This window comes from Marinigracilibium pacificum (assembly GCF_012926615.1).
GTDB lineage: Bacteria > Bacteroidota > Bacteroidia > Cytophagales > Cyclobacteriaceae > Mangrovivirga > Mangrovivirga pacifica.
Genome location: NZ_JABBNU010000003.1, coordinates 121,382 through 143,518, shown reverse-complemented (window position 1 = coordinate 143,518; position 22,137 = coordinate 121,382). Strand labels below are relative to the sequence as shown.

The following is a 22,137-nucleotide window of genomic DNA, read 5'->3' as shown; positions in this document are numbered from 1 at the left end:
TAATCTACATGCTTCCAAACTCAACAAATTCATATTCAGGTGAAGCTTCTATTAGCTGCCTAAGTACTGCTGCATGACCATTTCCAAAAATCAATAGAATTCTATCGTTTTTACCTTCTGTAATCATTTGCATTTTTCTAAAGATTCTCACATTTCTATTATACCACCAATATGATAGAATATCAGCTCCACGCTGGTCGTCTAGCTTGAAGTCACCAATAAGATAGATTCCATAGCCATAATTATGAGATTCTTTTGAGTTTGATACTTTAAAATATTCAAGAAGATTCATTTTAGCCTGTTGTTCATCATTGTATTTAAACCATTCCCGCATATGTTTTTCCATAGGATCATCACTATTGAAATCATAGTCCTTCCAGAGTTTTGAAGAATAAGATGAGTCTATTTTTTCAATATCTTGAGCCATTGTTTCAGTATCAATAGAGTAGAGTGTGTCTAGTCCTAATTCGCTAGCAATTCGCATTCCGATCTGAAACCGCTCATCACGTTTATCGTGGTAATCTCCATCAATATATTTTCTTAATTTTTTAGTAGCCTCCCAATTTTCATTAGCTTCTATTGCAATTTTGGTTGGTTTAAATCTCTTAATGTATTCAACCAATTCTGTAACTTCTGTTTTCTTGGGTTCGATAAGTACGTCAATTTTATTTTGCTCATCTATTTGGTGAGCATCAAGTCCGGGATAGTCAAAATGAAAAGTGCCAACTACTAAAACTTTAGCTTTTTCTTCAGGAAAGAAATCTGCAGGTGTTTTTATTGATGAACTTTCTTTGTCATCATTTGATACTAATGCCTTATTGTTTTCATGATTTGATTTTTCACATGAAATCAGAATTGAAGCAAGGTAAAATATTACAGCTAGAGTTTTGCCTGGTCGTTTATGAATCATAATTATATATATTAGTTATATCCCATTTTCAACCTGCTCATATCTAACACCTGGGAAATGATATTTTGAATTTATTAAAATACATTATTAACCTATAAAATCATATACTAGAAGAAGTAATTAAATTTACTCTTATTATTATTAGGGAATAATCAATTTTAGTGAATGTGCATCTTAGAAATTATTTGTTGAGATATAACCTATTCGGCAAGAGAATTTATAGCATCAATTTCTTTTGAATACCCATTTATATAATTTCCATGAAGGCCTTATTACTGATTCAGTAATGGGTTAATATTTAATGGTTTTTTATGAATTTATTATTTAGATTTATTGATAATTTCCAATAAGCCAGTTAAAATCTCATCATTTTCATCTAGTAAATAATCTTTAATTTGTATATCCGGAATAACCCCTTCTTCTTTGGTACTACCGTTAACTCTAATGATATATCCTTTTGATACGTTGACAGTAATATTTGTTTCTGGCAATGCGAATTGGAATATAGAAGCATATAGTGAAGGGTAATCACCAGTTTCTTCTCCTACAATTGTCGCGAAACCATAGTCTTGGATCTGTGCAGCAGCTACAGCTGATTGGGAATGAGATTGCCTGTTTACCATTACAAATACTTTTCCTTTATATCGTTTATTCTCAGGTTGAGGAGTATAAGGATCAAATTCATAATTATAAATTTCTCCATTTTCTCGATTTACTATTTCTTTCCAATATCTTTCAGTTGTATCGTTGTTTTGCAAAACAATGTTTTTCAAAGTTTGACTGGTCTTTAATGTAAAACTTGAGTTCCAATGAAATGGCTTGTCAGCAAAATAAGAAATTAAATAGTCACTAAATGAATCATTACCTCCGCCATTATTTTTAAAATCAATGATCAGGTTACTAATTTTTTTTTCATTTACTAATGCAAAAGCAGAATCGATGAATTTTTGGTATTGGTCTTCATCACCAGAAAAATTTCCCGGGTTTAAATATGCTGCTTGTTCATAAAATTTTAATTCTGCCTTTGGGTTTATTATTTCATCTCTTTTTTGTTCAAACCCTTCAATTAGGTTAACCGAATTTATTGTATGTAATGAAGTACTTCCATTCGATTTTACTTCGATATTAAATTCATCTACTTTACCATAGACCTGCCAATAGTATCTAGGGAATGAGAATAACTCAATTTTAACATTTTTAAAGTATTGTCTTTCTGCGGAAACGAGATTGTAAATTTGGGATAATACCTCGTTAATTTCTTTTCCGTTTATGCTCAGTATTTCATCTCCGTTTTTAATCATTTCATTTGAAGACCAGTTTTTTCTAACTAATGCTTTTCTATTTTCAAATACTAGTTCTAAAGGAAATATAGTACCTCCTGATTTGGCATAATTTATATATGATTGAAAAGGAAAATCAATGCTTGTATGTCCGTTTTTTATAGATGCGACTAGTTGCTGATATAAATTTATTGTTTCAAGCAAGGTTAAAGTATCTTGAGCAATCGAGTGTTTTAATTTTAAATACTTCTCCTTAAACTCTTCTTCAGTAGTGTAAGCATAAATATTATAATGAGTCTCGATAAGAGTATTATATAGAAAGTCTAAGTCTTTTGATACAGTTTGTCCGGAGAATTTATTTAATGGTTGACCTGATATATTATTTGAAATAAATAAAAGAAGCAGGATGAGTGTTTTAGAATTTATCATAAAGAGTGAAATTGAGGTCTTTAGTACATTATCAAAAGTGCATATTTATAACTATATGACATAAAAAATTAATTAGATTATTTATTAATCTTTTGTATATAAGCTTGTGTTCATTTTTTTGAATATCTAAACATATTATTGTAAATTTACATCTAGTCAGGAGTAAAATTACAATTTATGAGTGCAGAATTTGCTTACGATAAGGATAAAAAGACCTCCAGCATGGGTAAGGTTTCAATATCCGGTAAAGGAAACAAAAAAGAGAACCCTTCAAAGTTTTCTCCAGCATGGGTGTTGATTCATTCAAAAGATGCTCCGGGTTATAAGCTTGAGCTTATTGACCGGATTAGGGACGGAGTAAAGAAGTCTGACTGGAAATTACTCATTGAAAGCATTGGAGCTACCGAAAAGGAGTTTGAATTCATACTACCCGTATCAATTAGCAGTATGCAGAAAAAAACAGTTTATGGTAGGGAAACTTCGGAAAGGATATATGAATTAGCACAATTATTTAGCCTGGGTTACGAAGTTTTTGATTCTAAAGAAGATTTTAAACAATGGCTACTGACTCCATTGCGCACCCTTGGAAATAAAAAGCCGTTTGAGCTTCTGGATAGCAGTTTTGGGTTTGAACTGGTTGAAAATGAAATTATAAGAATCCAATATAACGTTTATAGTTGATGGTCGTTTACCGGGTAGCAAATGTCAGGTACAAGGAATCTACGTTGACAGGCATCGGTGCGGAAAAAGTAGGAGGGAGATGGAATGAGATTGGAACAAGGGCTGTTTACTGTTCTGAGAATATTTCTCTAGCACTATTGGAGTATTATGTTCATTCCGAAAACATTGCTTATTTGCCAAAGGAAATTCTTGTTGCCAGAATTGTATTTCCGGATAGCTTTAAAATAAACGAAGTTGAAGAATTACCTGAACGCTGGAATCAATATCCATATACTGAAGAAACTACATCTGTTTTCACAAAACTCGCATCAAATAGAGATTTTTTTGCTTTAAAGGTTCCATCAACTATTGTAGGTCTTGAATATAATTATATTCTTAATCCATTATATAAAGACTTTGGTAAAGTTGAAATATCTGAATTTATTAATCTTCCGATTGATGATAGGTTGAAATCACAAACTCATTAATAAAATTAAAACCCCTTAAATATCGAATCATTAATTGCTTTTATACAATTAAATACATTGTTGGGCTGTTTTTATAATGGTTAATTCTGAAGTTTATTTAATATATAAAACAAACTACCTCAACTTAAAGTGAGGTAGTCTGAATTTTGTTGAAATATTTCTAATCTATTCTTTGAAAAACTTATATACTTTATTTTCTGTTTCGCTTTTCAGGTAAATGATATATAAACCTTTGTCTAATGAAGACAAATCAAGAGTTATCCTTGACTGATTATTTAGACTTATTGTTCGGTAGGTTATTCCATCTAAACCAGTAATAATTAATTGACTTGTATTTTTATCTATGTCACTGATTGTTAGTTCATATTTTACAGGGTTGGGAGAGATTTTTGGTTCTGATACCTCAATATTTCTAGTTAGGCCTGATCCGAAACCTGACGATTTGCTACTTGATGAGACTGGAATCAGATCAAAATAATTTAGATTAAAACCACCTTCTCTTATGGCAATAGCTATTTTAGAAAGGTTTTCATCAATTGTTATTTGCTGGGTAACAGTTGACCAGTTTTGCCACCCTCCAGTAGCATCAATATCAGTAGTTCCATAAACAGTTCCACCACCTTGTTTTTCTAGTTGAATTCTTCCACCGCCATACATACTGGCTACACGGTAAGAAACATTATATGTTCCAGCACTTATTTCCTGATCATATATAAGCCAGTCTCCTTTTGTAGTCCAACCAATATTTTCACCTCCTTCAGAACAGGCTTCGGTTTTAATACCATCCATATAACTGTAATCTTCAGCTTCGATATGTATAGATTGTACTGGGTTATCAGCTACAAGTGTAAATTTCATCCAGTTTATATTAAACCCTCCTGAAGGAACACCAATTCCAATTGTTTGTTCACCAGCATCAAGATGTATGGTGTTTGAAACAGTTGTCCAGTTTTGCCATCCCCCTGTTGTATTTATGTTTACACTTCCAAGGACTGTTTTTCCACTATTTTTTTCAAGGTTTAAAACACCACCGCCATTTAAACTGGCCACGCGATACTCTACACGATAGTCACCTGCTTTAGCCACATTTACTTTGTAAATCATCCAGTCTGCATCACTGATATATCCTACGTTTTGTCCACCTTCATCGCAGTTTTCTTTCTTTACACCAAAAGAATCATAGTAATCTTCGGCTTCAATTATTCCAGGTATATTAGCAGTGCTTTCACCAAAAGTCTGATCGTAAACTCGTACATAATCAATTTCCATACGTTGAGGCCATATATTTGGGTCTACTCCAAGGGCTCCTCCCCAGTCTCCACCAACAGCAAGGTTTAGAATTAAATAAAAATCCTGATCAAATGGCCATTCAGCAGAGCCTCCATGACGTTCATGTGTGAAGTATATATTTCCATCCATCATGAAATCAATTTTATCTTCTGTCCAGTCGATAGCATAGGTGTGAAACTCTGTTTGATAAGTTGATCTATCTATTTCTCCACCTAATTGAGTGCCTATCATATGGTTATATGCCTCAGTATGCACTGTGCCATAAACTGTTTGTGGTTGATATCCCACATTTTCCATTATATCAATTTCTCCACTTTTTGGCCAGTTGCCATAAACTTTATCAGATGGTAGCATCCATATAGCCGCCCAGGTACCTTTACCACCAGGTAGTTTTGCTCTGATTTCAAAATGTCCGTACCTCCAGTCAATTACATCTTTAGTCTCAATTCGACCAGATGAATATTCCCTGTTTGGATCTCCACCGTAGTCTTTTCTTGCCTCAAGTACCAAAACTCCATTTTCAACACGCACATTTTGGGTACGTTTTGTATAATATTGCCATTCGTTGTTATATGGGTTTGGTCCAAGGAAGTATTTCCATTTAGATGGATCAGGAACTCCAGTGTAATTGAACTCATCTGACCAAATTAATTTTGGTCCGGATTCTCCTGATATTGTAATACTACTTTGAGTAGATGCAGTTGAATTGTTGTTTATATCTGTAGCTTTAATTTCATAATATACAGTAGTATTAGCTGGTTGACCTGGAATTAATGCCGAATATTGGTTACCATTTGAAGACATTTGAACCTCATTGGTCAAATTTGACGAGGATAACCCCCAAAATACTTTTGCTTCAGATATAGCAGCATCACCAGATATTGATGCTGATATTGAAATATTGCTGTTTGGAGCAGGTGTTAATGGTGAATGTTGGACATTTGTAATTTCTGGCAAACCAGTACCGCCTTCGTATGTAGTACTAAAGGAGTTAATATTGAATTCACCAGCATCAATTACCAAAGTAATGTTTTGTTTTCCTGCTGATAGTAAGACATTTTTTGCAGATATATTTGTCCAGGATTGCCATCCACCTGTGTTTCCGACAGAAACAGGACCTGTAATATCTTGTCCATTAGCTTCAATATGAAATTCTCCTCCTTCTTTATCTGATGCGACTCTGAAATCAAATGAATAACTACCTGTTTGAGATACCTTTACTTCATAATTTAACCATTCGCCAGGTTGTGTCCATCCTACATTATATCCTCCTTCGTTACATATTTCAATGTCTACTCCATCATTTCGGTATTCACCTCCCAGGTTTGAACTACTATTATCTTTAAATGCTTCGCCTTCACATCCCTCATTATAGTTTTCAGCTTCTATGGTACCTGGAATTGCTCCAATGTTTCCCTGAAAAGCTCTTTGAGTCTTGTCGCAAGAGGAGCTTTCCATGTTGTAGTCAAAAGAAAATTGTGATGAAGATCCGGTTAGGTATCGTTTATTTTTAGCATCATAGGTATAAGCATATACCTTATTTTCATCAGGTTTAAATGTATAATATCTCAATATAGCAGCTTTATTTCCTTGCTGGCACTGGTAATCCGACATTATACATTGAACAGTGTTGCCACCTGGAGTTTTTTCAGTCCATCTATATTCTCCGCCATTACGACAAGAGTGTCCGCAAACAGCTAAAAATAGGTTGTCATGCTTTTTGATGACATCATTTATTAACCCTTTTTCCTCATAAAAATCATGAGTAACGAAGATTGCTCTTCTATCGGAATATTGTGTTAAAACTGAGTTTGCCCAATCGATAGATTCCCGATTATAATGACCGATATGATTGTCATGTGATTGAATCACCACAACGATAAAATCCATTCCTGCTTCGGAGAATAAGTAGTAGGCATTTTCCATTCCCCCATTAAGATTTCCCCCAAAAGTGGAGTTTCCAATAAATTCACTTTGAGGGAAATACTGGTTAAATCGGTCTAATTGAGGGTCATGATTTCCTTGGCATGGTGCATATGGCAGGTTATCATTTTTAAATAAGTTGTAGGCTCGTCTGACTCTTTGCCATTGGCTGTGAGCTCCCCATTGAGTCATATCTCCAAGAGAGGCTACAAATTTAATATTAAGGTTTTCTCTTTGCCCTACGTACCATCCCGTAATGTCCATGATACGTCCGGCATCGGCATCATTTTCAGTAAGATTCTGTGTGTCGGGTATAGTGCCAAAAGTAAAGTCTTGAGCATATGCAAAAGACAAGCTTTGCCATATGGCAATCGCTAAAATAATTGTCGAAAATAGTTTTCTTTTCATGCTGAATATGTGTTGGTTGAATTTCGATAATGTTAGTTTGTGTATAAGTAAACAATGAAATCAAATGAACTAAAAATTGTGATGGGATAGTTATTGTGTTTAGGTTGATTGCAATATATATGATAATAATAATTAGTAAATGAGGTTGTGAAAATCTGTACATTTTTCACCCCTATTTTGTACAATCGTGAATGAATAAAAATTCAATTCTTTAGCTTGTAATTGCATTTATTACCCTTTTGACTAATTATTGTTTGTTGTCTAAACAATTGAAGAAAATAATAAAGTATGGGAAAAAGTTTTGTTGCGCAAACGGCTCTAGATAGAAAATTTAAGGAAAAAGCAATGGAAATCAAACCGCAAAACTTAATCAGGGTTTAGTCTTGATGATTTAGTCTTGTGGATTAAGGTTATAATTATTCCATTTTTAAAATATCATTTCTTTAATAGCGTAAGTCTATTTGTCTTTTTGCGATAAAATTATTAGGTGTTATTTTATAATTAATGTTCTTCATCATCATTATTATCGAATAAGTATCTTTCTTCCCTTTTTAAAATGGCAAGCTTGGTCAAGACTAGTGTGAATTCATTTGGTTCTAAAATCATTAGTTATAATCTTCATCGTAAAATGCTATTTTAGAATTGATTTAGTGGTGTTAAAATTCTATATTAAAATAAAACACCCGATCATGATAAACCTTTCTGTTGTATTAGAAGATAGTGCCAGGAAATTTCCAGGTAAGGATGCTTTCATATTTATGGACAAGCATTTGACTTTTTCTCAAATAAATGGTGCCGCAAATCAAATTGCAAATGGACTTGTCGCTGCCGGTATTAAAAAGGGGGATAGAGTAGCATTAAGCTGTTTAAATATACCCTACTTTCCAATGGTTTATTTTGGAATTTTAAAAACCGGAGCTATTGTTGTTCCTTTATCCGTTTTGTTAAAGCATGATGAAATAGAATATCATTTACGTAACTCCGGCGCTGTTGCTTACTTTTGCTTTGAAGGCACTACGGAGCTGCCAATGGGTAAGGAGGGAAAAGCCGGGTTTGATGTAGTCGATACATGCGAACAAATGTATATTATTACTGGAAACCCTGCAGATCCATCTCCACTAGAAGGAACTAATACCTTGGGAATGCTCATGGCAAATCAATCACCTGAATTTGAAACCATTTTAACCTCAGCCGATGATACGGCATTGATAATTTATACTTCAGGTACAACAGGAAAACCTAAAGGAGCTGAGCTTACTCATTCTAATTTACTCCTGAATGCCATGATATCCAGGGAGATTTCTGATGCCGATTATGATGACCGGCAACTAATTGTGCTTCCCCTCTTTCATATTTTCGCAATGACTGTATTAATGATAGCTGGTTTATACAAAGGTATTACCAGTGTGCTTCTGCCTCGTTTTGATGCTGAGGCAGTATTGAGTCTTATGCAAAAACATAATATAACCATCTTTGCAGGAGTTCCAACTATGTACTGGGGACTACTAAATTATGAAAATACAAAGTTTGATTTAAAGGCAATTGCTAAAAATTTAAAGACATGCGTTTCTGGTGGAGCGGCATTACCCATGAATGTTCTGGAGGAATTTGAGAAGAAGTTTGGGGTACATATTTTGGAAGGTTACGGTATGTCTCAAGGCTCTCCGGTAGTAACATTTAATCAAAAAGAATTTGGACAGAAACCAGGCTCTGTAGGCACACCTGTTTGGGGTGTTGAGGTTAAAGTAGTTGATGAAAACGATAATGAAGTTCCGGTTGGAGAAAAAGGAGAGTTGATCTATCGTGGACATAATGTAATGAAAGGATATTATAATAAACCTGAAGAAAATAAGGTTACTCTGCGAAACGGATGGATGCATTCGGGAGATGTGGCCATCAAAGATGAAGATGGCTTCTTCTTTATTGTTGACAGGACAAAGGAAATGATTAACAGGAAAGGCTTTAATGTGTACCCACGTGAAATAGAAGAGGTAATGATGAATCACGAAGCTGTGTCAATGGTTGCAGTAATCGGAGTTCCGGATGATGAGTCCGGAGAGGAAGTAAAAGCTTGTGTGGTACTACACAAAGGAAAAGAGATTTCTGAAAAAGAGCTGATAGAATGGACCAAAGAGCATATAGCCGCTTACAAATATCCAAGAATTATCCAATTCATGGATGCTTTGCCAATGAGTGCCACGGGCAAAATTTTGAAAAAGCATCTTAGTTAATCATAAAACTTAACTTCCTTATGCTAATAAATAAGACTAATTGGCATAAGGAAGTCTTCATTGATTTCAATAGTCTTCATCATCATTTGAGTTAAACAAATATCTTTCTTCTCTTTTGAGAATTTCAAGTTTTGTTAACTCAGACAAATAGTATTGTTCTTTATGGGATAATGCTGAGGCAACACATTCAATTAGTGTTGCCTCAATTTTATTATATGGCGGGATACCAATTTTTAATTTTCGATAATTACATTAACATATATCCGGAATACCAGGGACTTTTATTTCACATCAAGATCAGGAAGATTTAATTGCCCAAAAGCACTTTCTTCTTTCATTAATGCTTCAATTTCTTCACTTTTTCTTGGTGCATCATTAGAAAGCAACTCTATGCCGTCAGCGGTAATTAAATAGTCATCTTCAATTCTAACTGGAATATTCCACCATTTTTTATCGCATGGACTACCTTCCGGAATATAGATGCCTGGTTCAATTGTTATTACCATTCCTTCTTGTAGTACATCACGTGTGCCCAAATCGTGAACATCAAGACCTATATGGTGACAACAACCATGAGGATAATAACGATGACGTCCTGTAGCCGGATTTATTAGTTCTTCCTGACTTAGATTATCAACAATACCAAGTTCTAACAAACCCTTATTGATAACTTCCAGTGTAGCATCGTATATTTCACTAAAAGGAACACCAGGTTTGGCTATTGCCATTGCTGCTTCCTGTGCTTCATATACAAGATCATAAATTTGTTTTTGCTCTTTACTAAACTTACCATTTACCGGAATAGTCCTGGTTACATCAGCTGTATAACCATGATATTCAGCTCCTAAATCCATTAAAATTAGTTGACCATCTTCAATTGAAGGATTATAATTATCAATGTAATGCAAAACGCATCCGTTATGACCGGCACCTACAATGCTTGGGTAACCTTCATATTCAGCCTGATACTTTTTATAAATGAACTCATGCATACCTTGAACTTCCAGCTCTGACATTCCCGGACGCATTGCCTTCATTACTTCATTTTGTCCCAGAGCACTGATTTTAACAGCTTTTCTTAATAGATCAATTTCTTCTGCTGTTTTTATTCCTCTCATGGGTGCAAGCAAATTTCTTAATAAAGAAGAATTAAGATTATTTGGTTGAGGTTCAACATGAACTGTTGAAGCCTGTTTATCAGGGTGACCTGCTTTTGTTTTAAACTGATCAATCAGATCATATAAATCACCTTCCTCTTTAGTGTCGCGAACATCATTTTTAAATTCAAAATATAACACCTGATCAAATTGGCTAAAATCGATTGGAAAGTCTTTAAATTCAGGAGTTTGATAAACGTTCGAAATCTGGATTGCTTTTACAGCTTCTTCTGTACTGATACGCTCACCATCATATAATTCAGCTAAAGCATTTCTTCCTCTAACAAATAGTAATTCATTAATAGATTGACCATTGATATCTTGGTTTTCAGAAAATATCAATAGTAATGCATGTGGTGCCTGATGACCTGTGAGATAATAAAAGTTCGGATCCTGGTGGTATTTGTAGTTAACATCATTAGCTCTGTTTCTTATTGGGTTTGAAAAGAATACAGCAACACTGTTTTTCGGCATTTTTTCTCTTAGGATATTCCTCCTGTTTTTATGGAATTCTGAGGAAAGAAAATCTGTTGGCTTTTGAGAATAAATACATATACTAAATAAGCTCAATAAGAATATTAATGTGTTTTTCATGTTTTTAATTTGGCTATTGATGTGCTCACAGGAGAGCTAATATGGTAATGAATATAACACCATATTAAAAATCATACAAGGACTTTGTATAAAGTAATCTTTGAAAGAGAGCTCATTATCTAAAAGTATTAAGAATATTAATATTCTATACCGATATATTTCAAATGATATTGAAAGCTAAGTTCCTAATAGATCATTTTTTTTGTTTAGACAATCTATCTAATAGAGGAGTAAGCTTGTTAAGGGTTCTTTCATATCCTCCAATTTGTTGGGCAAGTAATGCCTCATAGCCTAGTACAATATTTTCTAGCTTTGGATCACTTATAATATTAGGATCGGATATACCTAAACTACTAAAACGAACATTATGCATAAAAAATGGAGTAACATATTCATTAACATATTCTTTTAGCATATCCTCTAGTTTATCAGTTGTGGTATATGAGTTATACGTCGATATTAAATCCCGTCTTAAATCAATATTTTTAATCAAATCAAACTCACCTGATGCTTTTATATTTTCCATGGTGGTAATGGAAGGACTGAAGTCTGCCATTATCATCATTTTAGATATTAGTTGATTTATTCGGTTGTCCTTATAGTTACCAGTTAGGAGCAGGTTTTTAAGGGTATCAATATCGTTCTTTGTGTTTTTTGAAAAATTAAGGGCTTCTTTGAGGTTATTCTGATTTGAGATATTTTCTTCGTAGAAACTTGTTAAATAATCAAGCTCTTCATTTGTTGTTTTTCTGGATTCACTCCATTCATTTAACTGAAATGCAATGGTTATTCCAATAATCACAATTAGAAGATCAAGCAATTTTGATTTCCAATCTATTTTACTTTTAGATTTGGGGTTTTCCATAAGTTGCTATTATTAGTGGGAAAGTGTCAGTTAATATTTGAATATGATATACTATTTATCAATTATCAAAGTATGTAAATTTCCTGAAATAGCATAATCAATATTGTAATGAACTGGATTATGTGAATGAATTTAGAATTCTGGTATTTATCATTTCTGCAAAACTTTTCTCACGATATACCTCATGGTCTTTTCCATTAATTATATGGTAATTAACACTAATTTTGTCAGACCAAACTAAATCAGGTTTAAATGGATCATTTTCCCCAAAGAAGAGGTGGATATCTCCATTTGGTAGAATTGATTCTTTTCTTAATCGGGTAGATGAAACACAAATTAGTGATTTTATGTAGTTGCTTTTTATGCCAAATTTCCAGGCTATTGTACCACCAATGCTAAAAGCAAGAATATTTACTGGTTTTTTTTCCTCATAGATAAGCGTTTTAACTGCTTTTTCAATTCCTCCATTAACAAATTGATTATGAATATTTTCTATGGTGTATTCGGATTTGTTAATTCCACCAAGGTCACAACTATCATAAAATGTAATGTCAAATTCAGAATTTAAAACACTGGTATAATTTATTAACCAATTTGACTTTTCTTTTCCCCATAAATCAGAAAGAATTATTAATCTCTTGCTCATAATATTTGCGATTATAAGTATTAGAACTTAATTATCAAATCATTAAATGAGATTGGTTTCCGATAAAGTATATATAAACCGGTCTATTAAATTAAAATGGAAATTGCGTGAGTTGCTTTATCTGGCAAGAATAGTTGATCATATTCAAAATATAGACAGAAACTATAAATTAAATATTAGAGGTCGTAAAGAAGTAATCAAAAAAGGACTGCAAATGAAAACCCCTGGTAACCACAATCATTTTTTAAAATAAATAGTGAGTTACCGGGATCAGTATTTTGATGTTATTAAAAGGAATTTTCTAATTAATTATAAAAAGATTAAACACGGTTTACATTTGAAGCTTTTAAACCTTTTGGACCTTTTTCTAATTCAAATTCAACTTTATCTCCAACTGCGATATCGTCGTTACAGTCATTAATATGTACAAAGATTGAGTCTCTAGTATCTGAATCAATGATAAAACCAAATCCTTTGGAGTCATCAAAATTATTTACTTTTCCCGTTCTTAGTTTATTATTAACCCTTTCGTCTGATTTGGGTATGGAAATTTCAATATTTTCGGCTTTAACTTCTTTTTTGTTTGTTAAATCCGGTGGAGTTGAAGTAATGACACCATTTTCATCAACCCAGGCAATCATATCATCAAAATCTTGTTTGCCTTTTTCTTTTTTATCCAGCTTACGCTGTACTTTCTCTTTTCTTTTCTTTTCCTTTTTGTTTCTTACTTCTTTTTTGAAAAATGTTTCTTTTGATCTAGCCATATATTATTTTTTGTTATAAATATTATCTTCTTTGAAGCACCGCTTCTCTGAAATTTAAATAAAGGTCACCAATTCTAAATGATCATAGTTTTCTTCGTTTAAATTAAGGATATTCACAAGGTACGCTTTTTAAAGAAGACTATGTACTGGTTTGCTCATTTTTACAATTTGCTTGTATTTAAATGTTAACCAGAAATTTTGCCTTTTGCAAGGTTTTTTTAATAAAAATAAGCTTAATAGATAATAAAAAAGAGAAGGTTAATTGATAAAATATTATTTAAAATAAAAAGAATTTTTTTAGATGATTCAGTCAATTATAATTTAATATTCCTATGAACTTTTTTATTCGAAAATAAACGCCAATCACTTTTCCTGATTGATTACAAGAATCGAGATTGGCATTTAAATATTATTAAGTTTACCTTAAACTTTATTGATTATTTAACATTGAAGGCAATTTCGCCTTTATCACCTTGTTTAATATCAAAAGTTACTTTTTGTCCTTCAGTTAAACCACTAAAACGATCTGCCAAACCTGATTGGTGTACAAATACATCTTTACTGTTTTCTACTTCGATAAATCCGAAACCCTTAATTTCGTTATACCATTTAACTGTTCCTTCGTTCATGATTAATGTCTTAATATCTATTATTATAACTGTTATTATTTCTGCTGTTTGAATCGCTTTTTTCGCGAGCAATATTTACCACTAATTTGCGGTCTTCCAGAGTTGAACCATCTAATTCAGCAATAGCTTTTTCAGCCTCATCAGAATCGTTCATGGTTACAAAACCAAATCCTTTACTACGTCCATTAAATCTGTCTTGAATGATTTTAACATCATTAACGGAACCAAATTCTTGAAAAATTGATTTTAAATCACTTTCGTTTACCTGATAATCCAGGTTTCCTACATAAATATTCATAATAATAATTTTAAAGCCTGGAATTTTGTCCAGCTTGATTAATACTGTGCAGTATAATTAGAGAAGGATAAATCTGATGCTGACTATTCTTTTTCTATGCATTCTGCATTATTGAAAAGGGATAAAAAAACGCATCAAATTAATCGTAGAAAGGATAAGATGTACTTTTTAATATTCAATTTCAATACAAAGGTACGCTATTTAAATTGATATATATTAGAAAATCACAAATGTTATTTATTTATATTCAATAATACCATACATAGGTATTTAATTGTAATTGTTATTAGGTAAAATAGAAACTGCAATTAATAACCAAACTAGTGTCAATTCTACATGGTTTTTGAAGGAATTTATAATCTTAATATATCATATTTTAACATCATAAGGTTAAGGAAAAGTATTAATGTGATATAGTTATTATTTGATTTGAATTAATAACATGTATATGATGAGATGAATGTGAACCTATCATTCAGAAATGTTGTTATCAAGTTTATCGATGTAAATCAGACTTACCCAATCGTATAATTTTATAACATCTTCAGATTTGGCATCGCCCGGACATGAAATTAAATTCCCCCCATAGTTTCCATAAACTGCTAAAACAGGTGTGTTTTTTTCAATAAATGAAGGGACATCAGAGAATGCGCGTGTTTGGATAAATTTTAAATCAAGTTGAGGGAACAGTTTTGGAGAAGTAATATTAAGGTATTTGAACCCTATTTTGACTTCATTTTTGTCTGCAAGGCTATTTTGAATATAAATTCTTATAAAATCATCACCATTTTTCTTATCAATGGGGTTTATTCCATATGATTCAATCATACTTTTTATTAGTGTTTTTGTGCCAACTTTTTCTCCATACTTATATGTGACAATTTTAACATCCAAATCTTCACTACTCTTCGCATTTACGAAAAATTTATAGGTGTCAATGCCGTGAAAGATCGAGTTTATATTCTTGATGTCTGATTCATCAATAGGGTATTGTTCATTGTTCAGACCTTGGGCATTTACAGATAATGATAATATAAGTCCAATGGTAATAAGGTGAATTTGATTCATAGTTATAGGTAATTTAGTTGGTTTATAAAATAATATAATACTAAATTATAGTATATCCTAAACCGTTAGTGGAACAATCATTAATTGTATATTTAAATAGTTATAACGATTAAAATACCTCAGATAACCTCAAAACCTTCTTGTTTATCGTTTATTAATGATTGCTGCTATTAGAAATCGTAAAATTCCGATAAAAAATCCTTATATTATATATAATCAAAATCTCACAATCATGAAAAACACACTAATGTTGGTAGCAGTATGCATGTTTTTTTATACTGCCACTTACGCACAATCAGATGATGAGCCTGCCATGCTCACGGAAACTATTTATATTCTTCCAAAAACCGGGATGAATAAACAACTCGAAGAAGGAGTTGCCGCACACAATAAAAAGTTCCATGCCAAAGGAGGTGACCATGAAGCCGGGTTACGTAGAGTGGAATATGGAAATAAATCAGGATGGTATGTCTGGCTAATGCATGGTACATATGCTTCAATGGATAATCGACCAGACGGAGATGACCACAATAAAGACTGGGAGGATAATGTTGGGAAATATGTAGAGGAATATGGAGATATCGATTTATGGTCTTATAATAAAAAGTTGTCTTATGGAATGGATCGATTTCAAAATGAAAAAAGGTATGAAGTATGGGCTGTATACCTTAAGCCATGGCAATATTATCGGTTTAACGAGGCGATGACAAAAATTCAGGCCGCATTTGCAAAGATGGGGAACAGATCATTTCTTGTTTTTAATAATGCAATTAATCGTAAGGGAGGACCTGATGCAGGCATAGTTTGGGGTTATAATAATTTTGCGGATTTGGAAAGGGATAGTAAAGTCTCTGAAACCTTCAATGAAATTTACGGTGATGGTTCATGGATGAACTTCATAGAAGAATGGAAAGCATTTGTTATAGACATCGATGAAGAACACCGGTCAAAAGTTGGCATGTAGCATACCCGAAAGCCCCTGTAATCAGGGGCTTTTTAATTTTAATTGGTAAACTATTTTCCTTGCTTATTTAATAGCTTCATTAACCTTTTTTCATCTTCAGTCCACTCTATAACAGAGTAGGGATATCTTTTTTCAATATCATTTACTATTTCCAAATCCTCAGTATAAGCAAGGTTCAGATTTTTATAGGGCCTGTTATATGTAATAAGCGACGTTTCGTTCCGGATTGAATCTGTTACTGAATAAAACAAATCGAGGTATTTTATATATCGGTCATAGCTTATGTCATCAGCAGGTGAATAAATGATGGCAAAACCTGGTGAATATTTACTAGTTAATTTACTAGTATAAGACCTGAGTTTTGAATCACTTATGCTTTTCCCATTAAGAAATACATTTTCATTATCTACCTTGACTTCAATACGATTAATGTTTTTTACTGAGTAAACTCTCATCCATTTTTCTTCAGGAATACTGATTTTCTTATTAGTAAGATTTATATTTTCAATAGAATCCATAAAAGATATCAGCTTATTACTAAAAGATGGATAAAGGTATGTGCTAATTCCACTGTATTTTACTGCTGGATGTTCAATCGGGTAATTTGAATTGATCTTGTTAGTAGAATAATTGATCTTTCTTATTCCAGATTCCCTAAGTGTATTTTTGATTTGATTAATAACATCAAGTTTTAGGTTTTTATCTGCAAATATGTTTACCATTAAACTACTCTGATCAATTACATCAATTTTATCTCTTTCCAGTTGAATTATATAACTTAACTGTTCAAACCTGATTTGTCTTCTCTTTTCATTGAGAAACAGCATTGGGTTACTTGTAGAGTCATTAACTATAAACAGGTTTATAGAATTCTCTTTTCTTTCAATTTTATTGCTATTTCGGGTTTCAGGAATCTCTAGTTTATATGAATATTCTATTGAACTATTGACTATTTTTTGATTGATATTTTCGATCGAAATAAAATCTTTGAATGCGAAAGTTATAGTTAGAGTAAGGAAAAGTGCGATTGAAATCAAAAACCATTTTAAAGATTCTTTCCCAAGAAATAGTCTTAGCTTAGGCCACGTACTTAGGAATATTATTAATGGTAATAAGAATAAAAATAAAGGGAACTCATCCAGAAAACTAATTTCATTATGAAGCGGGTAGATGGTATACCAAAGTCCATAGAATACTGCCATTTTTCCAAACCAGAAAAGGAATGTCCATGAAAAAAATCCTCCATCATTAATGGTATTTCTTAATAATGATCTTGACTTTCTTGGCTGAGAATAATTAGATATTCTAAGAGTAAATTTCAACGAAAATATATAAGCTAAGGCAATTGCAATTGAAGCATAAAACAGATTGTAAATTAAGTGTTCTTTTTCATTGAGAATAATGAAAACCGGATCTTCAATCTTAACTGCAAGTACTCTAATTGATTCTCTTAACAGATAAAAGAAGGCATATAAAACATATGAAAATATAATCCAAAGAAAGATTCCAGTAATTAGTTTTTGAGTACTGATATTACTGCTTTTTTGTATAAACCCTTTTTTCAATATCATAGATGATAAAAAAATCCTCCCAATTCAATTTGTAGAGATCTCTATCCGTAAAATTTAACTCTTAAAAGATAGCTGAACCATAATTTGAAAAGAAAATGTTTTATTAACAAATAGAATTATTCTTTCTAACTAGTTAATCTGCTAATTTTTATTTTCAACATAAGATCCTTTAAAGACAATCCCTTTGACTTTAATATCTTTTATTATCATTGGGTCAACATTGAATGGATTTTGGTCAAGTATGGTGAAATTGGCCACTTTACCTTTTTTAATAGAACCAATTTCATTTTCAAGATTAAGCGTACGTGCCGCGTCAATAGTCACAGCCTTCATTGCATCAAACACAGAAATTCTCTGGTCTTGTGAAAATTTACTTCCCTGTGAGGTTACTCTATTTATAGCCGTCCAGGCAAGTGTAAGTGGTTCAGCAGGAGCCATTGAGAAATCTGAATGAAATGATACCGGAATATTATGGTCTGTGAGAAGTTTTATAGAAACAAGGTTCTCAGCTCTTTCCGGTCCCAAGCCAAATTCAGAATACTTATCAGCCAATGCCCACAGATAATATGGATTAACAGAAGCCTCCATTTTTAGATCAGCCATCTGCTGAACCATGGGTTCGTCAAAATAACCCATATGATGGAGGGTGAACCGGTGGTCTTCCCTTGGATTTTGATTGTAAACTTTGGCTACCAGATCTATAACCATTTGTTGTCCGAGATCTCCATTTGCATGAGCGTGAATTTTATACCCATTATTCCAATATAATTTTACCTGCTCTTCAAATAAGTCAAGAGGGGTCATCCATTCACCATGATGTCCATCAGTATAGCCATCTTTCATTTGCATAAGTTGTGAATAAATCGCTCCATCAGAGAATATTTTTACCTGTTTTGGTAAAAAATGGATATTATTTGTATTGTTTGAAGAATCTGAACTTAAGGTTTCAATAAAAGCCAAAGCTCTATCATTTCCACCCTTTAATATATATAGTTGTGTTCCACTTGGGATAAGATAAATATCATAAGGAGGATTATTGGCCATTTCTTGTTTCAATAGAGCCAGTTCTCCATCAAAATCTGAACTTGGAAATCCTGGTTCTGCTATGGTTGTAATACCGTTTAGAAGCATTAATTTGCTCATTGATTTCAAACCTTCGAGATATCCCGATGGTTCTAGTAATATTGGAGCCATTTTAGGAACCAGCGCCAACCAGCCACCTTCATAGAAGTGGCCTTTTTGCCAGTTTACTTGAGGATTTCCTTCAAAATCACTTTCTTTTATTCCCAGTTTTTCTATTCCTGCATCATTTAAAAATATTTCATGAAAGGATCGGTGTATAATTCCTACAGGCTGATCTCCTGCTATTTCATTTAACAGGTCTCTAGAAAGTTCTCCATGCCAAAGCTGATGATATCCCCAAATGAAATAGAGCTCATCTGGTTTGGCTTTTGATTTGATTGACTCAGATATTCGATTTCGATATTCATCCTGTCCCTGAACTCCTATTTTTGTTTCATCGGGTAATTTCCAGTCATAGGGTGCAATAATTTCATTACTTAGCATTATCGCAGCAATGGATGGATGCAGATGGGGTTCGATTAAACCGGGAATCATTGTTTTTCCCTGTAAATCATAAGATTTTGCATTTGGATACAGGTTTAATCCTTCTTCTTTGGTGCCTGTAAAAACTATCCTGCCATTTTGTTCTATAACCACTTCAGTGTAAGAGGTTTCCGATCCTTCCATGGTTATGATATCACCATTAAAATAAATCGTACTTTCACTGTCATTATTTGCTATGTTTTCAGATTTTTTCTCACTATTGCAGGAACTTAAAATAATAAGAAAAACAATAAATGGAATAGACGAATTTAGTTTCATTTTGAGGCAATTAATAAATCATTAGAAATAGGGTGTTAAAATATTTTGTAGGGCTTCATGTTAAATCTGAATCGATACATAAATAATTTAGTTATTTCTAATAATATTTTTAGGTGGATTTAAGCTAAATAATTTGATTTTGGGATTTAAACAGATATGTATTTATTTCTACTATGATTAATATTTTTATTTTATTTATAATACATAGACTGGATAAGAAAATATATAGTTATGTCTTTAAACTCTGAAGTCTTATAAAGAATGAAATATTGAATTAATTTTTTAAAGCTGTCTTTACGAATGCTATGATTAAGGGATCAGGGTTTTCTTTTGTAGAAGTTAACGCAGGTTGAAATAGTGTTCCAATGAAAAATGGATGTGATGTGATTTCAAAAGAACGATAATTTCCATCTTCAGAAATGGAAGTTAAAGATAACCCATTGGAGTTCAGTATGTCTAAATACCTCTCGTTTAAACCAAAGCTACAAAAGTATTTTGCAGTGAGGTTTTTGGTCTGTAGAATATCGTAAAGTCTGGAATTTTGATTCAATATTTTCAATTGTTCTTGTTCTCCAATTAATGAACAAGCAAGTTTTTTGATTAACAGTTCCGGGCTATCTGGGGTAACTTCTTCATGGGCAGCATTTTTGATACCACATACATTAATAGCAAACTCGATTATCATATGTTGAAAACCACCGCAATTACCAAGGGTAGGGATTTCGTTTTGCCTAGCATATTTAATGGCCTTAAGTACATTATTCATATCCTTATATGGACTACCAGGCGCAATCCACAGCCCTTTGTACTTGTTTTGTTCAAATACTACCTTTGAATTAAATAAATCAGTTGGAATCCAGTCAAATTGAATTTCTGTTTTGAGATATTTTTGAATATCCCTGGTGCTATCATTTAATTTATGAAGCGTTTGAAATACAGGGTTGAAATCTCCTAGAATTGCAATTTTATTAACCAAATAGATATGTTTTCCCAATTTTAAATAATATCAGGGACTTAATTTTCATTCATTCTCTATATTATTAATAAATTCTTTTATAGCAATTCTAACTGCTTTCCCATTATCATTTAAAGTAGAATGACCAGCATCGGGAATAACAACAAATTTAGAATCAGGAACAAGTTTACTTAGTTTCTCCACAGTTTCAGGCCGAGCCTCATCAAATTCTCCTGTTGTAAATAATGCAGGTACATTGACCTTTTTTAAGCTTTGATGATTATCATAATTACGGAGTGTACCTGTAGCTGTGAATTCACTAGGTCCCCACATATAATTGTAAATAAATGTATTCCTTTTTGAATCAATTGTGTCATAAGCATGCTTAATCTTCTCCTTTCTACGGCCATGAAGACTTGCGAAATAAGTATTTGCTGCATCATAGGCAGGAGTATTAAATAAACTATCCCTTTCAGCTTCATAAATAGCAGCTTTTATCGAATCTGGTAAAGCAGCTACCAATTTGTCTGCATCTTCAGTCCATATTGGCGTACTGAAATATGGGCTATTAAAAATGATTCCTTTGATTCCTTCAGGATGTGCCTCATAATATTCTAGAGCTAAAGCCGCTCCCCATGATCCACCTGTTAAATAATATTCGTTTAATTTTAATTCTGATTTTACTGCTTCTACTTGCTCAACAAATAGGTCTACTTTTAAAAGTGAAGTGTCCTGATGATGATCAGATCTACCTGTTCCTAATTGATCAAACATTATGATAGGTCTTTCTTTAGACAGTTCGGAAAGATTATAATAGCTGGCACTATTTCCTCCGGGCCCTCCATGAAGGCACAGTATTGGAGGCTGATCACCTTCACCCAAAATAGCATACCATATTTTACCTCCATTGACTTCGACATAGCCTTCGCCATGGTGTAAGTAAGGGTTTTTCTGATTTTGAGGTGAATTACAACCCCAAATTAATATGAAGAATACAATTAGTATGACAGAGTAGTTATTCATGTTTATTTAAAAAGGTGAATATAAATATATCGTTAAAATAGGATAAAATTACCATATCTCAATACCATTTTTAGAAATGCCAAAGGTTGGAGGTTAACCG

At 32.6% G+C, this 22,137-nt stretch carries 18 protein-coding genes; 4 read left to right on the top strand and 14 right to left on the bottom strand.

Annotated elements, in window-relative coordinates:
• Nucleotides 1-4: 4 nt before the first annotated feature.
• Both HH304_RS05445 and HH304_RS05440 read right to left on the bottom strand, forming a co-directional pair.
• Nucleotides 5-910 (bottom strand): DUF5694 domain-containing protein, encoded by a 906-nt coding sequence (locus HH304_RS05445; protein ID WP_271711515.1) that lies wholly within the window; start codon nucleotides 908-910, stop codon nucleotides 5-7.
• 320 nt (nucleotides 911-1,230) lie between these two features.
• Nucleotides 1,231-2,619: a S41 family peptidase gene (locus HH304_RS05440; RefSeq protein WP_169678761.1), complete on the bottom strand. Its 1,389-nt coding sequence runs from the start codon at nucleotides 2,617-2,619 to the stop codon at nucleotides 1,231-1,233.
• A gap of 177 nt (nucleotides 2,620-2,796) precedes the next feature.
• Here HH304_RS05440 and HH304_RS05435 point away from each other — a divergent pair, with 177 nt between their 5' ends.
• Nucleotides 2,797-3,300, top strand: a complete 504-nt coding sequence (locus tag HH304_RS05435; RefSeq protein WP_169678759.1) for an antitoxin Xre/MbcA/ParS toxin-binding domain-containing protein — start codon at nucleotides 2,797-2,799, stop codon at nucleotides 3,298-3,300.
• Entirely contained in the window at nucleotides 3,300-3,767 is a 468-nt protein-coding gene (locus HH304_RS05430) for an RES family NAD+ phosphorylase (RefSeq protein ID WP_169678756.1), read from the top strand. The genes HH304_RS05435 and HH304_RS05430 overlap by 1 nt, the downstream gene beginning before the upstream one ends.
• Nucleotides 3,768-3,932: 165 nt before the next feature.
• On the opposite strand, the gene HH304_RS05425 is transcribed toward HH304_RS05430, so the two are convergent.
• Nucleotides 3,933-7,388, bottom strand: a complete 3,456-nt coding sequence (locus HH304_RS05425; RefSeq protein ID WP_169678754.1) for a carbohydrate-binding protein — start codon at nucleotides 7,386-7,388, stop codon at nucleotides 3,933-3,935.
• A gap of 689 nt (nucleotides 7,389-8,077) precedes the next feature.
• On the opposite strand from HH304_RS05425, the gene HH304_RS05420 reads away from it, so the two are divergent.
• The gene (locus HH304_RS05420) at nucleotides 8,078-9,619 is read left to right on the top strand and encodes a long-chain-fatty-acid--CoA ligase (protein WP_169678752.1); all 1,542 of its coding nucleotides are present in this window, start codon (nucleotides 8,078-8,080) and stop codon (nucleotides 9,617-9,619) included.
• Nucleotides 9,620-9,900: 281 nt separating this feature from the next.
• Here HH304_RS05420 and HH304_RS05415 read toward each other — a convergent pair whose 3' ends face one another.
• The 7 genes from HH304_RS05415 to HH304_RS05385 all read right to left on the bottom strand — a co-directional run bounded on the left by HH304_RS05415 (nucleotide 9,901) and on the right by HH304_RS05385 (nucleotide 15,640).
• Nucleotides 9,901-11,370, bottom strand: coding sequence for an aminopeptidase P family protein (locus tag HH304_RS05415; protein ID WP_169678750.1), 1,470 nt, complete (start codon nucleotides 11,368-11,370; stop codon nucleotides 9,901-9,903).
• 193 nt (nucleotides 11,371-11,563) lie between these two features.
• Entirely contained in the window at nucleotides 11,564-12,235 is a 672-nt protein-coding gene (locus HH304_RS05410; protein ID WP_169678748.1) for a DUF6090 family protein, read from the bottom strand.
• Nucleotides 12,236-12,353: 118 nt separating this feature from the next.
• Nucleotides 12,354-12,881: an alpha/beta hydrolase gene (locus HH304_RS05405; RefSeq protein WP_169678746.1), complete on the bottom strand. Its 528-nt coding sequence runs from the start codon at nucleotides 12,879-12,881 to the stop codon at nucleotides 12,354-12,356.
• Nucleotides 12,882-13,201: 320 nt separating this feature from the next.
• Entirely contained in the window at nucleotides 13,202-13,645 is a 444-nt protein-coding gene (locus HH304_RS05400; protein ID WP_169678744.1) for a cold-shock protein, read from the bottom strand.
• A 437-nt stretch (nucleotides 13,646-14,082) separates the two neighbouring features.
• On the bottom strand, nucleotides 14,083-14,274 hold the full coding sequence (locus tag HH304_RS05395) for a cold-shock protein (RefSeq protein WP_169678742.1): 192 nt from the start codon (nucleotides 14,272-14,274) through the stop codon (nucleotides 14,083-14,085).
• Between the two features lie 10 nt (nucleotides 14,275-14,284).
• On the bottom strand, nucleotides 14,285-14,572 hold the full coding sequence (locus HH304_RS05390) for an RNA recognition motif domain-containing protein (RefSeq protein ID WP_169678740.1): 288 nt from the start codon (nucleotides 14,570-14,572) through the stop codon (nucleotides 14,285-14,287).
• 471 nt (nucleotides 14,573-15,043) lie between these two features.
• Nucleotides 15,044-15,640 (bottom strand): hypothetical protein, encoded by a 597-nt coding sequence (locus HH304_RS05385; RefSeq protein ID WP_169678738.1) that lies wholly within the window; start codon nucleotides 15,638-15,640, stop codon nucleotides 15,044-15,046.
• A gap of 232 nt (nucleotides 15,641-15,872) precedes the next feature.
• On the opposite strand from HH304_RS05385, the gene HH304_RS05380 reads away from it, so the two are divergent.
• Nucleotides 15,873-16,604, top strand: a complete 732-nt coding sequence (locus HH304_RS05380; RefSeq protein ID WP_169678736.1) for a hypothetical protein — start codon at nucleotides 15,873-15,875, stop codon at nucleotides 16,602-16,604.
• A gap of 50 nt (nucleotides 16,605-16,654) precedes the next feature.
• Here the strand turns inward: HH304_RS05380 and HH304_RS05375 are convergent, their stop codons facing one another.
• From HH304_RS05375 to HH304_RS05360, 4 genes are all read right to left on the bottom strand, one after another.
• Nucleotides 16,655-18,175 carry a hypothetical protein gene (locus HH304_RS05375; protein WP_169678734.1) on the bottom strand — a complete coding sequence of 507 codons (1,521 nt, stop codon included), beginning with the start codon at nucleotides 18,173-18,175 and terminating at the stop codon, nucleotides 16,655-16,657.
• 141 nt (nucleotides 18,176-18,316) lie between these two features.
• Complete coding sequence (locus HH304_RS05370; RefSeq protein WP_169678733.1) at nucleotides 18,317-20,059, bottom strand: amidohydrolase; 1,743 nt, start codon at nucleotides 20,057-20,059, stop codon at nucleotides 18,317-18,319.
• A 274-nt stretch (nucleotides 20,060-20,333) separates the two neighbouring features.
• The gene (locus tag HH304_RS05365) at nucleotides 20,334-21,035 is read right to left on the bottom strand and encodes a glutamine amidotransferase-related protein (RefSeq protein ID WP_169678731.1); all 702 of its coding nucleotides are present in this window, start codon (nucleotides 21,033-21,035) and stop codon (nucleotides 20,334-20,336) included.
• 45 nt (nucleotides 21,036-21,080) lie between these two features.
• A complete protein-coding gene (locus tag HH304_RS05360; RefSeq protein WP_169678729.1) occupies nucleotides 21,081-22,037 on the bottom strand; it encodes a proline iminopeptidase-family hydrolase in 957 nt (318 codons plus the stop codon).
• Nucleotides 22,038-22,137: the final 100 nt, after the last annotated feature.

Bases quoted from the DNA above. Each gene is read 5' to 3' on its own strand.
- HH304_RS05375 (WP_169678734.1), bottom strand. From the start codon at position 18,175: ATGATATTGAAAAAAGGGTTTATACAAAAAAGCAGTAATATCAGTACT.
- HH304_RS05390 (WP_169678740.1), bottom strand. From the start codon at position 14,572: ATGAATATTTATGTAGGAAACCTGGATTATCAGGTAAACGAAAGTGAT.
- HH304_RS05405 (WP_169678746.1), bottom strand. From the start codon at position 12,881: ATGAGCAAGAGATTAATAATTCTTTCTGATTTATGGGGAAAAGAAAAG.
- HH304_RS05400 (WP_169678744.1), bottom strand. From the start codon at position 13,645: ATGGCTAGATCAAAAGAAACATTTTTCAAAAAAGAAGTAAGAAACAAA.
- HH304_RS05435 (WP_169678759.1), top strand. From the start codon at position 2,797: ATGAGTGCAGAATTTGCTTACGATAAGGATAAAAAGACCTCCAGCATG.
- HH304_RS05420 (WP_169678752.1), top strand. From the start codon at position 8,078: ATGATAAACCTTTCTGTTGTATTAGAAGATAGTGCCAGGAAATTTCCA.
- HH304_RS05380 (WP_169678736.1), top strand. From the start codon at position 15,873: ATGAAAAACACACTAATGTTGGTAGCAGTATGCATGTTTTTTTATACT.
- HH304_RS05415 (WP_169678750.1), bottom strand. From the start codon at position 11,370: ATGAAAAACACATTAATATTCTTATTGAGCTTATTTAGTATATGTATT.
- HH304_RS05410 (WP_169678748.1), bottom strand. From the start codon at position 12,235: ATGGAAAACCCCAAATCTAAAAGTAAAATAGATTGGAAATCAAAATTG.
- HH304_RS05430 (WP_169678756.1), top strand. From the start codon at position 3,300: ATGGTCGTTTACCGGGTAGCAAATGTCAGGTACAAGGAATCTACGTTG.
- HH304_RS05395 (WP_169678742.1), bottom strand. From the start codon at position 14,274: ATGAACGAAGGAACAGTTAAATGGTATAACGAAATTAAGGGTTTCGGA.
- HH304_RS05385 (WP_169678738.1), bottom strand. From the start codon at position 15,640: ATGAATCAAATTCACCTTATTACCATTGGACTTATATTATCATTATCT.
- HH304_RS05360 (WP_169678729.1), bottom strand. From the start codon at position 22,037: ATGAATAACTACTCTGTCATACTAATTGTATTCTTCATATTAATTTGG.
- HH304_RS05370 (WP_169678733.1), bottom strand. From the start codon at position 20,059: ATGAAACTAAATTCGTCTATTCCATTTATTGTTTTTCTTATTATTTTA.
- HH304_RS05425 (WP_169678754.1), bottom strand. From the start codon at position 7,388: ATGAAAAGAAAACTATTTTCGACAATTATTTTAGCGATTGCCATATGG.
- HH304_RS05440 (WP_169678761.1), bottom strand. From the start codon at position 2,619: ATGATAAATTCTAAAACACTCATCCTGCTTCTTTTATTTATTTCAAAT.
- HH304_RS05445 (WP_271711515.1), bottom strand. From the start codon at position 910: ATGATTCATAAACGACCAGGCAAAACTCTAGCTGTAATATTTTACCTT.